The following is a 17,197-nucleotide window of genomic DNA, read 5'->3' as shown; positions in this document are numbered from 1 at the left end:
ATCCACTACACTAGCAAACGCAAACTGCTGCGCAAAACCAGGCACGCTGTACAAAGTATATCGATATTCGTTTGATGGATGAAGTTCCCTTTCAAGAGAATGCGCATGAATGCATATTTCAGGCGATTTGGAGCCGGACTCTTAACCGATTGCAATACGAACAGATGAAATATTGCCACGAATACATTTTTTTCAAAGTCTCGTCGTAAGATCCCGTCGCAAGACCTTGCAATAGGCTTGCCAGACGAAGCTTGCAGCGAATTGCGCTGCCCCCTACTGAAACCGACATGACAACCATAACTTCCAAAGAACCTCAAAAACGCAGTCTGAGCACGCTCATAGGGCTGGTTCCCTTCCTGGCCCCGTATAAACGGCAATTTGTGATGGCCAGCCTGGCCCTGCTGGTGGCCGCCGGCGCTACTCTGGCAATTCCCTACGCATTCCGGCAGATGATCGATCTGGGCTTCAGCACCGGCGGCATTCAGGGCGCCAATCATATCGACCTGTATTTCCTGGCCTTGTTCGGCGTCGCCTGCGTGTTGGGAGTCGCCACCGCAGCGCGCTTTTACATGGTGTCCTGGCTTGGCGAGCGGGTCACGGCGGACTTGCGCAGCGCGGTCTACTCGCACGTCGTCACGCAAAGCCCGCAGTTCTTTGAAACCACCAAGACCGGCGAAGTGCTGTCGCGTATCACCACCGATACCACATTGATCCAGGCGCTGGTCGGCACCAGTATTTCAATGGCCTTGCGCAACGCCCTGCTGTTCACCGGCGGCATGATTATGCTATTCATCACCAGCGTCAAGCTGAGTGCGATCATCCTGGTCATGCTGGCGCTGGTGGTGCTGCCGATCGTCTGGTACGGCCGCCGCGTGCGCAAGCTGTCGCGCGCCTCGCAGGACCGGGTTGCCGATGCTTCGGCGATGGCTGGCGAGATTCTCAATGCGATGCCGACGGTGCAGGCCTTCACCCACGAAAATATTGAAGCGCAGCGCTTCGACGTCTCGATTGAAAATGCGTTCGGCACGGCGATGGAGCGCATACGCGCGCGTTCCCTGCTGACCATGATGGCGATCCTGCTGGTGTTCGGCGCCATCGTGTTTGTGCTCTGGCTGGGCGCCCACGCCGTGGTTCAGGGCCGCATGAGCGGTGGCGAACTCGGCCAGTTCATCTTGTACGCAGCCTTGCTGGCGGGTTCCATTGGCGCCTTGGCCGAAGTCATGGGCGACGCCCAGCGCGCCGCGGGCGCCACTGAACGGCTGCTCGAATTATTGTCAGCGCAGTCGCCGGTGCAATCCGTGTTGCTGCCGGATACGCTGCCGCCGCGCACCGCGCAAGGCGCCGCTTTGACCCTGGAAAACATCAGTTTCCGCTATCCGTCGCGGCCGGAGAGCGCCGCCCTGTCTGGCCTGTCGCTAGACATCCGGCCGGGTGAAACCGTCGCCGTGGTCGGTCCTTCCGGCGCCGGTAAAACCACCCTGTTCCAGCTGCTGCTGCGCTTTTACGATCCGCAGCAAGGCAGCGTCAAGCTCGATGGCGTCGACATCAAATACCTCGACCTGCATACCTTGCGCAATGCCATCGGCATTGTGCCGCAAGACACCATCATCTTCTCCGCCAATGCGATGGAGAATATTCGCTACGGCCGGGTCGGCGCCAGCGACGCTGAAGTCATCGCTGCAGCAAAAATGGCCGCCGCCCATGAGTTCATTGAACGCTTGCCGGAGGGTTACCAAGCCTTCCTCGGCGAGCGCGGCGTACGCTTGTCCGGCGGGCAGCGGCAACGCATTGCGATTGCCCGCGCACTGTTGAAGAATCCGCCGCTGTTGCTGCTGGACGAAGCCACCAGCGCGCTCGACGCCGAGTCTGAACGCGCGGTACAAGGCGCACTGGAAGCGGCGATGGTCGGCCGCACCACCCTGGTCATCGCCCATCGCCTGGCTACCGTGCAGCGCGCCGATCGCATCATCGTGCTGGAGCACGGCCACATAGTCGAAACCGGCAATCACGCCGAACTGGTCGCGCAAAACGGCTTGTACGCCAGCCTGGCGGCATTGCAGTTCAACGGCCTGGTCGACGCATAAACAAACCTGCAGGAAAAGAACATGACTTTTTTATTTTCCCCGCTGAAGTTGCGCGATGTGACGCTGGCGAACCGGATTGCCGTTGCGCCGATGTGCCAGTATTCCGCAGAAGACGGCTTCGCCAATGACTGGCATCTGGTGCATCTTGGCAGCCGCGCGGTCGGCGGCGCCGGCCTGATCATTTTCGAAGCCAGCGCGGTGCTGCCGCAGGGCCGTATCTCGCCGCAGGATCTCGGCATCTGGAAAGACGACCATATCGCGCCGCTGCGCCGCATCACCCATTTTATCGAGCAGCAAGGCGTGGTCGCCGGCATCCAGCTGGCCCATGCCGGCCGCAAAGCCAGCGTCTGGCGTCCCTGGGAAGAGCAGCAAGGCCGGGTCGATCCGGATCAAGGCGGCTGGCAAACCGACGGACCGTCGGCGATTCCGTTCGACGCCAGCTACACCACGCCCAGAGCGCTCACACTCGACCGCATTCAAGACATCGTCAAGGCATTTGCCGATGCGGCACTGCGCGCGCATCAAGCCGGATTCAAAGTAGTCGAGATCCACGCGGCGCATGGTTATCTGTTGCATCAGTTCTTGTCGCCGGTCAGCAACCATCGCACCGACCAGTATGGCGGCTCGTTTGAAAATCGCGCGCGGCTGGCGCTGGAAGTGACGGCGGCGGTGCGCCAGGTCTGGCCGGAGCAACTGCCATTGCTGGTACGCCTGTCCGCTACGGACTGGATTGACGGCGGCTGGAATGTCGACGAAACCGTGGCTTTAAGCAGCCTGTTGCGCGAGGCTGGGGTCGATCTGATCGACGTCTCCAGCGGCGGCAATATTGCAGCTGCCACCATTCCGGTGGGGCCCGGCTACCAGACCCAGTTCGCGGCCAGAGTCAGAAAAGAAGCTGGCATCGCCTGCGGCACGGTCGGCATGATTACCGATCCCGGCCAGGCCGAACACATCTTGCGCACCGAACAAGCCGATCTGGTGCTGATGGCGCGCGAACTGTTGCGCGACCCCTACTGGCCGCTGCACGCAGCCGACGCACTGCACGATGTCACTTCCTGGGCGCCGCAATACATGCGCGCGACTTCACGCAAATCGCCGCAACGGCCAACGGCGGACTTCAGCGATAAATAAGGAAACACTGAAATAGTGTTGCCGTCATTATTTGGCCCAGGGCCCGCTTCCGTAGAACGTCCAAGGATTTACGGAGCGGGTTTTTTGCTGCCCGACTTGCCTAGGTCAGCCGACACCTCGGCAATCAGCCGCCGCAGCCACACCACATCCGGCGCCACATGCGAGCGCGCATGCCACAGCATGTAAAAACGCATCTTCGGCATATCGAAAGGCAGTGTAAACATGCCTATCGGCCAATCCGCGATAACGTGCTCGGCAAATTGCCGGCCGGTGGTGAAAATCAAATCCGATTTCGCCAGCACATGCGGCACCAGGGCGAAATACGGAATCGTCACCTGCACGTTGCGCTTCAAGCCTTGCTCGGCCAAGGCAGCATCGATGCCGCTGCGGTGCCCTTCAATATAGGGCGTAGGCGCCAGATGCGGCATTTCCAGATAATACTTCAGGGTCAGGCCCTTCTTGGCGACCGGATGATCGCGATGCATCATGCAGACCACATCGTCGTCGAACAATTGCGCCAGATGCAGATGCTCGGGCGGATCAGGCCAGTTGCCGATCACCAGGTCGAAGCGGCCATTTTCCAGTGCATTGGCGTAGTCCAGATTGGCGTCCAGCGCATGCACCATCAGGCTGGCGCCGGGCGCGCGCCGGCGCAGCTGCTCGATGATGGACGGAATCAGCAGCATGTTCAGATAATCCGGCGTGGCGATATGGAATACCCGCGCCGTGCTGTCGGCCTCAAAGGCCGCCACCGGCGCAGCGATTCTCTCGATGATTTCCAATCCCTGTTTCGCCAGCGCCAGCAATTCCTGCCCGCGTTCGGTAGGCACCATGCCAGTCTTGCCGCGCACCAGGATGGCGTCGCCGGTCAGCTCACGCAGGCGCTTGAGCGTATTGCTGATGGTCGGCTGCGATTGTCCCAGCTTGATCGCGGTGCGCGATACGCTCTTTTCCACCAGCAAGGTGTGCAAAACGCGTAACAAGTAGGTATCGAGGTGGTGATTGGTACGGGATGTCATGGGCGGCGCTGAAATTAGTATAGGGATGCGAACCTTCAGACAAGAAAATTGCACAATAAGCTTCACTAGCATAACGGATATGCATTGGCATGGGTAGCCATCGCCAAAGCACGACAGGCGTGACCTCAGGTATCGAATCGATAGCGATTTTCCGTACTGTAAGCACGATAAAGCCAGATCAAATTAGACGACCGGTCTAATTTAGATTAGAATGCAAAGATCATGAGAGCAAACTACGATACAACCAAGCGCCACATCCTGGACGCCGGCCAAAAAATCATTGCCGTCAAAGGCTTCTCGGGCGTCGGGCTCAGCGAGATATTGAGTGCGGCGGCGATACCCAAGGGCTCCTTCTACCATTACTTCGAATCGAAGGAACAATACGGCCGGGCGCTGATGGAGCAGTATGTGGACGACTACCTGCAAGCGCTGGAAGAAGTCCTGCAGATTGCAGTGCAGCCGGCGCAAGAGTCTGCCCGCGAACGTTTGCTGCGTTACTGGAGTCACTGGCTCGATACGCAATCGGGCGCAGAAGCCATGGACAAGTGCCTGGTAGTCAAACTCAGCGCCGAGGTCGCCGACCTGTCGGATGACATGCGCCTGGTTTTGTGCGAAGGCACGCGGCAAGTGATGGCGCGCCTGGCGGACTGCATCGCCGAAGGGATCGCCGACGGCTCCCTGCGGGTTGAACTGGAACCGCAAAAAACCGCGCAAATGCTTTACCAGCTATGGCTGGGCGCCAGCCTGCTGGCCAAGCTCCAGCAAGATCGCAGCGCGCTCGACAACGCCATGGAAATTACCTTGGATGTCCTGACGGTAGCGACACCATCGACAGCACCGACACCAACCTGAAGCACGCTGCAAGTCCGTGCTTTTTTTACCGCTCGATTAGTTGAGCGGTCTACTTTTGAAGGAATCCGCATGCTGAATTTTGAATTCTACAATCCCACCAAGATCGTTTTTGGCCGCGACACCATCGCCAAGCTAGCCGATCTGGTTCCCCACGACGCCCGCGTACTGATTCTGTACGGCGGCTCCAGCGCTCAGAAAACCGGCACCCTGGCTGAAGTCAAAGCCGCGCTCGGCCAGCGCGAGATTCATGAATTTGCCGGTATCGAGCCCAACCCGAGTTATGAAACGCTGATGCAGGCAGTGGCTCAGGTGCGCGCCGAGAACATCGACTTCCTGCTGGCGGTCGGCGGCGGTTCAGTCATCGATGGCACCAAATTCGTCGCAGCCGCGGCGAACTTTGATGGCGAACCATGGGACATCGCCGTCCAGCGCGGCGCCAACATCACCCGCGCCCTGCCCTTTGGCAGCGTGCTGACATTGCCGGCCACCGGATCGGAAATGAATAACGGCGGCGTCGTCACCCGCAAATCGATACAGGCCAAGCTGGCGTTCCACAGCCCGCTGGTATTTCCGCAATTCTCTATCCTCGATCCGAGCAAGACTTTCACGCTGCCAGAGCGCCAGATTGCCAACGGCGTGGTCGACGCGTTTGTCCACACCGTCGAGCAATACCTGACTTATCCGGTGCAAGGCCAGGTGCAAGATCGTTTTGCCGAAGGGCTGCTGCTGAGCCTGATCGAAACCGGACCGCGCGTGCTGGCCGAGCCGAACGACTACGACGCCCGCGCCAACCTGATGTGGGTGGCCACCCTGGCGCTCAACGGTCTGATCGGCGCCGGCGTGCCGCAAGACTGGGCCACGCACATGCTGGGCCATGAACTGACTGCACAATACGATATCGATCATGCCCGCACGCTGGCGATCGTGCTGCCTTCATTGCTGTCCGTCCGGCGCAACAGCAAACGCGCCAAGCTGCTGCAATACGCCGAGCGCGTCTGGCAAATCACTGAAGGCAGCGAAGATGCGCGCATCGATCTGGCCATCGGACGCACCCGCGATTTCTTTGAAAGCCTGGGCATCAAGACCCGGCTGTCGGACTATGAACTAGGCCAGGGCGCGGTCGAGACCGTGCTCGGGCAGCTGGACAAACACGGCATGACAGCACTGGGCGAGCATCGGGACCATACTCTGGCTGTCAGCCGCACTATCCTCGAAGCCGCCTTGTAAATTTGACATCCAATCTAATCTCTGGCTGATTTCACCCATGCCGGCAGAACATCGCCGGCACTTATTCCACCGAAGGAGTAGCCAACATGTCGCAAAATACAACCCAGAGCACGACAATCAATCGCCGCATCCTGCTGGCCGCGCGCCCGCACGGCGCGCCGACTGCCAATAATTTCAAGATCGATGAAAGCCCGGTGCCCACGCCTGGCGCCGGCCAGGTATTGCTGCGCACCGTCTACCTGTCGCTCGATCCCTACATGCGCGGCCGCATGAGCGACGCTCCTTCTTATGCGCCGCCGGTCGCGGTCGGCGAAGTGATGGTCGGCGGCACCGTGTCGCGGGTCGCAGCGTCCGGACATGCCGACTACAAAGCCGGGGACCTGGTCCTCGGTTACAGCGGCTGGCAGGACTACGAGCTGTCGGACGGCAAGGGCCTGACCAAACTTGACGCCAAGCTCGGCAAGCCATCCTACGCCTTGGGCCTGCTTGGCATGCCCGGTTTCACCGCCTACATGGGCTTGCTCGACATCGGCCAGCCGCAAGCCGGCGAAACCGTGGTGGTGGCAGCCGCTACCGGCGCCGTGGGTTCGGTGGTCGGGCAGATCGCCAAGATCAAGGGTTGCCGCGTAGTCGGCATCGCCGGCGGCGCCGACAAGTGCAAGTATGCGGTGGAAGAACTGGGTTTTGACGCCTGCGTAGACCATCGCACCGCCGATTTCCCGCAACAGCTTGCCGCCGCCTGCGATAAAGGCATCGATGTGTATTTTGAAAACGTCGGCGGCGCCGTCTTCAGCGCCGTGCTGCCCCTGCTGAATGAGCGCGCGCGGGTACCGGTATGCGGCCTGATCGCCAACTATAACGCCACCGACAAGCCGCAAGGACCGGACAATCTGCCAGGACTGATGGGCAGACTGCTGGTACGCCGTATCAAGATGCAAGGTTTCATCATCTTCGACTACAACCATCGTTACCTGGAGTTCTTCCAGGAGATGAGCGGCTGGGCCGCCGCCGGGAAAATCAAATACCGGGAAGATATCGTCGACGGTCTGGAGAATGCGCCGCAAGCCTTTATCGGCCTGCTGGAAGGCAAGAACTTCGGCAAGCTGGTGATACGCGCCGGCGACGAATGAAACATCAGGCAACACACACTCGAAAGGAATTCAGATGAAAATATTAATGGTGCTTACCTCCCACGACCAGTTGGGCGACACTGGCAAGAAGACCGGTTTCTGGCTGGAAGAATTTGCGGCGCCTTACTACGCCTTCCTGGATGCCGGCGCCGCCATCACGCTGGCATCGCCGCAAGGCGGACAACCGCCGCTCGATCCGAAAAGCGACGAAGCCGATGCGCAAACCGAGGCCACTGAACGGTTTCGCAAAGATGCGGCGGCACAGGCGGCATTGGCATCGACCATTAAACTGTCGAGCGTGCAAGCTGCATCTTATGACGCCGTGTTCTATCCGGGCGGCCACGGGCCATTGTGGGATTTGGCGGAAGACAAGGATTCGATTGCATTGATCGAAACCATGTATGCCGCGGGTAAGCCGGTATCGGCGGTATGCCACGCACCTGGCGTACTGCGGCATGCGCGCGTTGCAGACGGCAGCCCGCTGGTGAAGGGTAAGAAGGTTACCGGCTTTTCAGACAGCGAGGAAGCGGCTGTGCAATTGACGGATATTGTGCCGTTTTTGGTGGAAGCGGAGTTGAAACGGCTGGGCGGGAATTACAGCAAGTTGGCCGATTGGCAGAGTTATGCGGTTACCGATGGTAATTTGATTACCGGGCAGAATCCGGCGTCTTCGGTTGCTGTGGCGGAGCAGGTGTTGAAATTATTAGGGTGATTTATATTCCCGACTGCCACGGGATGCACTCCGTGGTCCGTGTGTGGGGTCAGAGTAATTTTCGCAAAGGACGCGAAAAGAACTATGCCCCCATTTAACTGCGGCTTATTTGGTGCCGAAAATACGATCGCCGGCATCGCCCAAACCAGGAACGATGTACGCGTGTTCGTCCAGATGCGAATCCAGGCTCGCCACATACAACTTGACTCCTGGATGCGCATTCTGGAATACCTGCACGCCTTCGGGTGCAGCCACCAGCGCCAGGAAGATGATTTGCTCGTCGCTGACGCCGCGCTTCTTCAGCACATCGACCGCATGTACCGCCGAATTGCCAGTCGCCACCATCGGATCGCACACGATAAAGATACGCTCCGCCAAATCCGGCAAACGCACCAGATATTCAACCGGCTGATGCGTCGCAGGATCGCGATACACGCCAATATGACCGACCCGCGCCGAAGGCACCAGATCCAGCAAACCATCGCTCATGCCAATCCCTGCCCGCAACACCGGCACCACCGCCAGCTTGCGGCCCGCAATCACCGGCGCTTCCATGCTTTGCATCGGCGTCTCGATCAGCTGCGTGGTCAGCGGCAGGTCACGCGTGATTTCATACCCCATCAACAGCGTGATTTCACGCAGCAGCTGACGAAATGTGCGGGTGGAAGTTTCCTTGCTCCGCATGTGCGTCAGCTTATGCTGGATCAGAGGATGGTTAAGAATGAAAAGATTGGGGAAACGCGGGTCGCTGAGCATAAGTGTAATTTTTGCGGGACAGAGCTGCCCGGGTAGGGTTTAAGAGCCACCGTAGCGTGGCGAATTACCCTTTTCTGGGCGACTCTGTCCTCAACCGATCAGATAAAACGGTGAAATTGCAAAGAAAGATATTTATAACGTCCAATATTCCAAATACAAAAAAGGGAGATTTCTCTCCCTCGTTTCTTCAGCATTCATTCAACTGCTTGCGCTACCTTGGGCATCAGCAAATCCAGTATCTGTTCCAGTTCGCGACGCACTTCGACAAGATTGATTTCGTCTTGCTTGGGCTCGGCGGCAAGCTCGGCTTCCGTGCTGCTGCCGAGGCGGCCATCGAGCTTGTTACGGGCGCCGCTGATGGTGAAGCCGTGTTCGTACAGCAGTTCACGGATACGGCGGATCAACAACACCTCGTGGTGCTGGTAATAGCGGCGATTGCCACGCCGTTTAACCGGTTTAAGCTGGGTAAACTCCTGTTCCCAGTAACGCAGCACATGCGGCTTGACACCGCACAGGTCGCTCACCTCGCCAATGGTGAAATAGCGCTTGGCCGGGATCGGCGGCAATACGACAAGCTCGGACTTACTCACTTTATCGTTCATGAATTAGTTTGGAGAACGGCGGCAAACTGTTGGATAGGCTGGATTGGTTGCAGGCTTGCGGCTTCAACCATGCCCTTGAGTTTTTGACTGGCGTGAAAAGTCACCACGCGACGCGCAGTGATAGGAATTTCTTCCCCGGTTTTTGGATTGCGGCCCGGACGTTGCGGCTTGTCGCGCAATTGGAAATTGCCGAAACCCGACAATTTCACCGACTCGCCGCGTTCCAGCGCGTCGCGGATTTCATCGAAAAACGTTTCAACCATGTCTTTGGCTTCACGCTTGTTGAGGCCAACCTGTTCAAACAAAAGTTCAGCCAGTTCCGCCTTGGTTAATGTCGGCAAATTCTTTTCTGCCTGCGAACGGGCTTGCGCTTCACGCATCGCCCGATTCAGGTCGGCGTCCAGAACGGATTGAAATTCTACTGTCTGCATGTCGTTCATTCTGTTGTTACGCCCCTGTCTTTTTGAGATTGCGGCCGCCGGTGCTGCGGGTATATCGCGTGCACCGGCATTTTGCTGCAGGTTTTATCATCGCTAAAGCCATTCAATGACAGATCAAGTGCGCAGTTTTGCTGTCGGCACCTTACCGACAGCCGCGATCAAAGCCGACATGGCGGCTTCTACGGTGTCTTCTTGAAGGGTATTTTCAGTATCTTGCAAGGTAAAACGGAAAGCAAGACTTTTTTCGTCATTTTCCAGCCCTTTGCCATGATATTCATCAAATAAAACAATGGCTTGCAGAATTCGGCAGGCAGGATTATGTTGCTGCTCGGCAGCAAAAACATCCAATAAATCCTGCGCATAAACCGCTTGTTTGACTACCACGGCGAGATCGCGCACCACGGCCGGGAATTTCGAAATTTCGACATATGCAGGTACTTGCCGTTGCTGCAACGCCAAGCCGTCGACTTCGAACACAACCGGCGCCAAAGGCAGCTCGTATTTCTGTTGCAGACGCGGATGCAGCTCGCCGATGAAACCGACCACCTGCTCACCCAGCAGTACTTGCGCCGAACGGCCGGGATGCAGCGCCGGGTGCTCGATTTTGGCAAAACGCAAAGCGGCAGGTGCAAACAAGGCTTCCAGATCCGCTTTCACATCGAAGAAATCGACAGTACGGCTGGCCTGGCCCCATTGTTCGTCAGCTTGCGGGCCGTAAGCCAGGCCGGCTACACGCTTGGGCTGTTCGAACCCGGCCACTTGCAGCGGGCCGTTCTGGACTTCCTGGTTACGCATGTAGACAGCCCCAGTTTCAAAAATCCGGACCCGGTTCAGCTTGCGGTTGAGATTGTATTTGACGTTGGCAATCAGGCTTCCCACCAGCGTTGAACGCATCACGCCCATCTGGCTGGCGATCGGGTTGAGCACCTTGATCGGCGCCAGGTTGCCTGCAAAATCGGCTTCCCATGCTTCTTCCACGAAGCTGAAATTGATCACTTCCTGATAATCCAGGTCGGCCAGCTGACGGCGAATCGCAAACAGCGAACGCTGGTTTTCCGGCGCGATATACATGGCGTTGGGCGCCACCGGCGGCAAGGCCGGGATATTTTCAAAACCGTAGACGCGGGCGATTTCTTCGATCAGGTCTTCCTCGATCTCGATATCGAAACGATACGATGGCGGCGTCACGGAAAATACGCCGCTCTCTTGCGTGAAGGCCAGGCCCAGGCGGGTGAAGATATCGGCGATCTGGCTATCCGACAAAGGCACGCCGATGACCCGCACCGCACGCGCGGTACGGACCTTGACCGGATCACGCTTTGGCAAGTTGACGCTCTGATCGTCGACCGGGCCGACTTGCGTCTGCGGTGTACCGCAAATTTCAACCAGCAAGGCGGTGATGCGTTCGATGTGTTCAACCGTGGTCGCAAAATCGACGCCGCGCTCGAAGCGATGACCGGCGTCGGTCGAGAAATTGAAACGACGGGCGCGGCCCTGTATCGCTTGCGGCCACCAGAATGCGGCTTCCAGATAGATATTCTGCGTTTCCAGCGAGACCGCGGTAGCGTCGCCGCCCATGATGCCGGCCAGCGATTCGATTTGGCGGTCGTCGGCGATCACGCCGATCCACTCGTCGACGCTGACGGTATTGCCGTTCAACAGTTTGAGCGATTCGCCTGGCTTGCCCCAACGGACATCGAGGCCGCCGTGGATCTTGTCCAGGTCGAACACGTGCGTCGGACGGCCCAGCTCCAGCATCACATAGTTGGAAATGTCGACCAGGGCCGAGATCGAACGCTGACCGCTGCGCTCCAGGCGCTGCTTCATCCAATGCGGCGTTGCCGCCTTGGCGTTCAAGCCGCGGATCACGCGGCCGGAGAAACGGCCGCACAAATCCGGCGCCGAAATCTTGACCGGCAAGGTTTCGGCGATGTTCGCAGCCACAGCCTTGAACACCGGCTGCTTCAGCGGGGTGCCGGTCAGCGCCGACACCTCACGCGCCACGCCCAGCACCGACAGGCAATCGGCCTTGTTCGGCGTCAGCTTGATGGTGAACTTGAGGTCGTTCAGTTCGTAATAATCACGGAAATTCTGACCGACCGGCGCGTCGTCAGGCAACTCAAGCAAGCCGCTCTGGTCTTCCGACAATTTCAATTCACGCGCTGAACACAGCATGCCTTGCGACTCGACGCCGCGCAACTGGCCAAGCTTGATCTCGAACGGTTTACCATCCGCGCCGGGCGGCAGGATGGCGCCAACCATGGCGCAAGGAACCTTGAGGCCGGGCCGCACATTCGGCGCACCGCACACGATATTGAGCATGGTGCCGGTGCCGACGTCGACCAGGCAGACGTTCAGGCGATCGGCATTCGGATGTTTGGCGGTCTCGACCACCAGGCCAACCACGATATGGGTAAAGGGCGGCGCAACCGGCTCGACCTCTTCCACTTCGAGACCGGACATGGTCAGCAGATGGGACAATTGGTCCGAAGTCATCTTCGGATCGACCATGGAACGCAGCCAGCTTTCAGAGAATTGCATAGGTAAAACCTTCAAAAACCTTTAGTCACAGAAGCAGGGAACGCTGGATTATCGGGGCACGATGTCAAATCAATCTCAGCGTTTTCGGCGTGGAGCTCGCTTCAAAAATCAGCTTGGTTCGCAAGCCTAATTAAATTGTTTCAGGAACCGCAGATCGCCTTCGTAGAACAGGCGCAGATCGTTGATGCCATAACGCAGCATCGTCAGGCGCTCGATACCGGAGCCGAATGCGAAGCCGATGAACTGTTCCGGGTCCAGGCCCATGTTGCGCACCACGTTAGGATGCACCTGGCCGGCGCCGGAGACTTCCAGCCAGCGCCCTTTCAGCGGACCGCTGCCGAAGGCGATGTCGATCTCGGCCGAAGGTTCGGTGAACGGGAAATAAGACGGACGGAAACGCACTTGCAAGTCGTCGGTTTCAAAGAAGGCCTTGACGAAATTCAGGTACACGCCCTTGAGGTCGGCGAAGCTGATGTCTTCGGCGATCCACAAACCTTCGACCTGATGGAACATCGGCGAATGGGTGGCGTCGCTGTCAACGCGGTAAGTACGACCCGGCGCGATAACCTTGATCGGCGGTTTGTTCATGCGCGCATAACGCACCTGCATCGGGCTGGTATGTGTGCGCAGCAGCAATTGCTTGCCGTCGCTGTCCTTGCCATCGATATAGAAGGTATCCTGCATCGAGCGCGCCGGATGATTTTCCGGGCTGTTCAATGCGGTAAAGTTGGTCCAGTCGGTTTCGATTTCGGGGCCGTCAGCCACATCGAAACCGATCGAACGGAAAATTTCTTCGATACGCTGCCACGAGCGCATCACCGGATGGATGCCGCCAACGCCACGGCCGCGGCCCGGCAAGGTGACGTCGATCGCTTCCGCATTCAGACGCTCTTGCATCTGCGCATCGGCCAATGCATCGCGGCGCGCAGTCAGCGCGGCTTCGATCTGCTCTTTGGCCTGGTTGATGACCGCGCCCTGGACTTTGCGTTCGTCCGCAGCCAGTTTGCCCAAGCCCTTCATCTGCTCGGTGATCTGACCGGTCTTGCCGAGATACTTGGCCTTCGCATTTTCCAGCGCGGCGGCGTCGACAGCGGCAATGAAATCAGCTTGGGCTTGCGTTACTAGTTGTTCTAGGGAGTTCATGCAGTTTTCCTGCTAGTTTTTAGTATTGCGGGACAGAGTTTATGAGCCACCGCAGCGTGGCGAATTACTCTGTCCTCAACCAACTAAAACAGAATGTTAAAAACACAAACGGGGCATAAGGTGTTGACCTCTGCCCCGCTCGGGATTGCCACGCTGCCTTTACACAGTGACGGCAAAACTACGTAAATAACTTACGCAGCGATGTTGGCCTTGACCTGATTGACAATCGCAGCAAACGCTGGCTTGTCCATCACTGCCATATCAGCCAGAACCTTACGGTCCAGTTCGATCGAAGCACGCTTCAGACCGTTCATGAATACGCTGTATGTAACGCCATGCTCACGCGAAGCGGCGTTGATACGGGCGATCCACAATGCACGGAATACGCGCTTCTTGTTACGACGGTCACGGTATGCGTATTGACCAGCGCGCATAACCGCTTGCTTGGCTACACGATAGACTTTACTGCGGCGACCGCGGTAACCCTTGGCTTGCACCAAGATTTTTTTATGACGGGCACGAGCTGTAACCCCACGTTTTACTCTAGGCATAATAACTCCTTAGTATGAGGTTAAGCGTTCGGCAACATGCGCGAAACGGATACCATGTTGTGGTCATTGACCCCAACGGAACCGCGCAATTGACGTTTGTTTTTGGTGGTTTTCTTGGTCAGGATGTGGCGTTTGAACGCTTGACCGCGCTTGACTGTTCCACCCGGACGCACACGAAAGCGCTTTTTGGCGCTGCTTTTCGTCTTCATTTTTGGCATGACACTATCTGTCCTCTAGGGACAGCTCCTTTTTTAACATGATTGCAGGTGGCAACATATCGTTACGCTTGGATGCCTGCTCTCACTTGTTTAAACCCAGCTGAACGATAACCACAACTGGATTTCGCAGCAGAGTCTGGTCTGCTGCTTTTGGGTGGCTTGCCCGAGTAAACCAGCATGCCACCACAAAATTTAATCAGTTGAGGACAGAGTCGCCCAGAAAAGGGTAATTCGTCGCGCTTCGGCGACTCTTAAACTCTGCCCCCAAGTTGTTATTTTTTCTTTTTAGGACCGATGATCATGATCATCTGGCGCCCTTCCATCTTCGGCCACTGCTCGACCTGTCCGTACGGCTCCAGGTCTTGCTTCAGACGTTCCAGCATGCGCACACCGATATCCTGGTGAGCCATTTCACGACCGCGGAAACGCAGGGTGATTTTGACCTTATCGCCGTCCTCATCCAGGAACCGGGTCAAATTGCGCAGCTTGATGTTGTAATCCCCATCATCGGTACCCGGGCGGAATTTAACTTCCTTCACCAGAATGACCTTCTGCTTCAACTTGGCTTCGTGCGCCTTCTTCTGCTCCTGGTACTTGAACTTGCCGTAGTCCATCAAACGGGCTACTGGCGGCTGTGCCGTCGGCGCGATTTCCACCAGATCGACGTTTGCCTCTTCCGCCAGGCGGAAGGCCTCAGCCAGACTGACGATACCGAGTGCTTCGTTCTCGACACCGGATAAGCGCAATTCTGGCGCAGTAATTTCGCCGTTGATGCGATGTGACTTGTCCGTAGCTATTGCAGTTTCCTTTAAAAATCAAATAATTAAGCCGTGCTCCGGCGCGTCGGGTTGCCCCGTTCAGGCTTTGGTTTCGACCTCGTTCCGGAGGCGCTCCACCAGTACGTCGATAGGCATCACACCCAGATCGACATTGCCCCGCGCTCGCACGGCCACTGTGTTTGCATCCCGCTCTTTATCACCGACAACCAGTATATAAGGCGGCTTCTGCAAAGAATGCTGCCGTATTTTATAGGTAATCTTCTCATTACGCAAATCGGCCTCTACTCTAAACCCTTGTTTTTTCAGCGTTTGTGCAACATTTTTAACATATTCCGACTGTGCGTCAGAGATATTCAAAACAACAACTTGCACAGGAGCAAGCCACAGAGGCATCGCACCGGCGTGGTTTTCGATCAGGATCCCGATAAAACGCTCCAGCGACCCAACGATAGCACGATGCAACATGACCGGCACTTTACGGCCATTGTCTTCAGTGACATATTCCGAACCGAGGCGACCCGGCATCGAAAAATCGACCTGCATGGTACCGCACTGCCAGGAACGGCCAATCGAATCCTTCAAGTGATACTCGATTTTAGGACCGTAGAAGGCGCCCTCGCCCGGCAATTCTTCCCATTCTGTGCCGGAAGCCCGGATCGCTTCACGCAGAGCGCTTTCCGCCTTGTCCCAGACTTCATCTTCGCCGACCCGCTTGTCAGGACGCAAAGCCAGCTTCACCGCTACTTCGGTAAAGCCGAAATCGGTGTACACCTGACGCACCACCTTATCGAAGGCCGCCACTTCTTCCTGCACCTGCTCTTCGGTACAGAAAATATGGCCGTCATCCTGGGTAAAGCCGCGCACCCGCATCATGCCGTGCAAAGCGCCGGACGGCTCGTTGCGATGGCATTGACCGAATTCGCCAAAACGCAGAGGCAGGTCGCGATAGCTATGCAAGCCGGAATTGAAAATCTGGATATGGCCGGGGCAGTTCATCGGTTTCAACGCATAGCTGCGGTTTTCCGACTCTGTTGTAAACATGTTGTCGCGGTAGTTGTCCCAATGACCGGTTTTCTCCCACAAGGAACGGTCCAGGATTTGCGGCGCCTTGACCTCCTGATAGCCATTGTCCTGATAGACGCGACGCATGAATTGCTCAACCTGTTGCCAGATAGTCCACCCCTTCGGGTGCCAGAAAATCAGACCGGGCGCCTCATCCTGAAAATGGAACAGGTCCAGCGCACGCCCCAGCTTGCGATGGTCGCGCTTTTCCGCCTCTTCCAGCATATGCAGGTAAGCATCTTGCTCATCTTTCTTGGCCCAGGCGGTGCCATACACACGCTGCAACATTTCATTTTTTGCGTCGCCGCGCCAGTAGGCGCCGGCCAGCTTCATCAGCTTGAAGACTTTCAGCTTGCCAGTCGACGGCACGTGCGGGCCACGGCACAAGTCGGTGAACTTGCCTTCGGTGTACAGCGAAACTTCCTGATCCTGCGGGATCGAGCCGATCAGTTCCGCCTTGTAGGCTTCGCCGATCGATTCGAAATAAGCGATCGCTTCGTCACGCGCCACTACCTTGCGGGTAACCGGCTCATCCTGCTTCGCCAGCTCAGCCATCTTCTTTTCAATTTCCAGCAAGTCTTCCGGGGTAAACGGACGCTTGTAGGCAAAATCGTAGTAAAAGCCGTTTTCGATCACCGGCCCGATCGTCACCTGCGCATCTGGAAACAGTTCCTTGACCGCATACGCCAGCAAATGCGCTGTCGAATGGCGTATCACTTCCAGGCCGTCGGCATCCTTGTCGGTAACGATCGCCAGCTCGACATCGCGTTCGATCAGGAAAGAAGTATCCACCAGCTTGCCGTCGACCTTGCCGGCCAAAGCCGCCTTGGCCAGACCGGCGCCGATACTGGCGGCGACCTGCGCCACAGTCAGCGGCGCATCGAATTGACGCTGTGAACCATCGGGAAGTTTGACTGCTATCATTTTGAGCCCCATATCGGCGGTCACTC

16 protein-coding genes are annotated in these 17,197 nt (G+C 57.4%); 6 read left to right on the top strand and 10 right to left on the bottom strand.

Annotation, left to right across the window (positions count from 1 at the left end):
• Positions 1–287 precede the first annotated feature (287 nt).
• Both BLV81_RS14560 and BLV81_RS14555 read left to right on the top strand, forming a co-directional pair.
• Positions 288–2,084, top strand: coding sequence for an ABC transporter transmembrane domain-containing protein (locus tag BLV81_RS14560; protein WP_092357491.1), 1,797 nt, complete (start codon positions 288–290; stop codon positions 2,082–2,084).
• A 21-nt stretch (positions 2,085–2,105) separates the two neighbouring features.
• The gene (locus tag BLV81_RS14555; protein WP_092357489.1) at positions 2,106–3,215 is read left to right on the top strand and encodes an NADH:flavin oxidoreductase/NADH oxidase; all 1,110 of its coding nucleotides are present in this window, start codon (positions 2,106–2,108) and stop codon (positions 3,213–3,215) included.
• Between the two features lie 68 nt (positions 3,216–3,283).
• Here the strand turns inward: BLV81_RS14555 and BLV81_RS14550 are convergent, their stop codons facing one another.
• Entirely contained in the window at positions 3,284–4,234 is a 951-nt protein-coding gene (locus tag BLV81_RS14550) for a LysR family transcriptional regulator (RefSeq protein WP_092357487.1), read from the bottom strand.
• A 222-nt stretch (positions 4,235–4,456) separates the two neighbouring features.
• On the opposite strand from BLV81_RS14550, the gene BLV81_RS14545 reads away from it, so the two are divergent.
• From BLV81_RS14545 to BLV81_RS14530, 4 genes are all read left to right on the top strand, one after another.
• On the top strand, positions 4,457–5,086 hold the full coding sequence (locus BLV81_RS14545) for a TetR/AcrR family transcriptional regulator (protein WP_092357485.1): 630 nt from the start codon (positions 4,457–4,459) through the stop codon (positions 5,084–5,086).
• A 69-nt stretch (positions 5,087–5,155) separates the two neighbouring features.
• Positions 5,156–6,313 (top strand): iron-containing alcohol dehydrogenase, encoded by a 1,158-nt coding sequence (locus BLV81_RS14540; protein WP_092357483.1) that lies wholly within the window; start codon positions 5,156–5,158, stop codon positions 6,311–6,313.
• An 86-nt stretch (positions 6,314–6,399) separates the two neighbouring features.
• Positions 6,400–7,443 (top strand): NADP-dependent oxidoreductase, encoded by a 1,044-nt coding sequence (locus BLV81_RS14535; RefSeq protein ID WP_092357481.1) that lies wholly within the window; start codon positions 6,400–6,402, stop codon positions 7,441–7,443.
• Between the two features lie 34 nt (positions 7,444–7,477).
• Entirely contained in the window at positions 7,478–8,155 is a 678-nt protein-coding gene (locus tag BLV81_RS14530) for a type 1 glutamine amidotransferase domain-containing protein (protein WP_092357479.1), read from the top strand.
• A 105-nt stretch (positions 8,156–8,260) separates the two neighbouring features.
• Here the strand turns inward: BLV81_RS14530 and upp are convergent, their stop codons facing one another.
• The 9 genes from upp to thrS form a co-directional block, all read right to left on the bottom strand.
• Positions 8,261–8,911, bottom strand: coding sequence for a uracil phosphoribosyltransferase (gene upp, locus BLV81_RS14525; protein WP_092357477.1), 651 nt, complete (start codon positions 8,909–8,911; stop codon positions 8,261–8,263).
• A 194-nt stretch (positions 8,912–9,105) separates the two neighbouring features.
• Positions 9,106–9,513, bottom strand: a complete 408-nt coding sequence (locus BLV81_RS14520; protein WP_092357475.1) for a MerR family transcriptional regulator — start codon at positions 9,511–9,513, stop codon at positions 9,106–9,108.
• Positions 9,510–9,953, bottom strand: coding sequence for an integration host factor subunit alpha (locus tag BLV81_RS14515; RefSeq protein WP_092357473.1), 444 nt, complete (start codon positions 9,951–9,953; stop codon positions 9,510–9,512). Before BLV81_RS14515 ends, BLV81_RS14520 begins: the two co-directional genes overlap by 4 nt.
• Before the next feature lie 114 nt (positions 9,954–10,067).
• Positions 10,068–12,494 (bottom strand): phenylalanine--tRNA ligase subunit beta, encoded by a 2,427-nt coding sequence (pheT, locus tag BLV81_RS14510; RefSeq protein ID WP_092357471.1) that lies wholly within the window; start codon positions 12,492–12,494, stop codon positions 10,068–10,070.
• A 126-nt stretch (positions 12,495–12,620) separates the two neighbouring features.
• Entirely contained in the window at positions 12,621–13,637 is a 1,017-nt protein-coding gene (gene pheS / locus BLV81_RS14505; RefSeq protein WP_092357469.1) for a phenylalanine--tRNA ligase subunit alpha, read from the bottom strand.
• Between the two features lie 191 nt (positions 13,638–13,828).
• On the bottom strand, positions 13,829–14,188 hold the full coding sequence (gene rplT / locus BLV81_RS14500; RefSeq protein ID WP_014005489.1) for a 50S ribosomal protein L20: 360 nt from the start codon (positions 14,186–14,188) through the stop codon (positions 13,829–13,831).
• A gap of 20 nt (positions 14,189–14,208) precedes the next feature.
• On the bottom strand, positions 14,209–14,406 hold the full coding sequence (gene rpmI / locus BLV81_RS14495) for a 50S ribosomal protein L35 (RefSeq protein WP_061539612.1): 198 nt from the start codon (positions 14,404–14,406) through the stop codon (positions 14,209–14,211).
• A gap of 272 nt (positions 14,407–14,678) precedes the next feature.
• Positions 14,679–15,203, bottom strand: coding sequence for a translation initiation factor IF-3 (gene infC / locus BLV81_RS14490; protein ID WP_082814671.1), 525 nt, complete (start codon positions 15,201–15,203; stop codon positions 14,679–14,681).
• Positions 15,204–15,263: 60 nt separating this feature from the next.
• On the bottom strand, positions 15,264–17,171 hold the full coding sequence (thrS, locus tag BLV81_RS14485) for a threonine--tRNA ligase (RefSeq protein ID WP_092357713.1): 1,908 nt from the start codon (positions 17,169–17,171) through the stop codon (positions 15,264–15,266).
• Positions 17,172–17,197: the final 26 nt, after the last annotated feature.

The organism is Collimonas sp. OK242, from assembly GCF_900107095.1.
Lineage (GTDB): Bacteria > Pseudomonadota > Gammaproteobacteria > Burkholderiales > Burkholderiaceae_D > Collimonas.
This window is presented reverse-complemented; position numbering and strand designations above follow the sequence as displayed.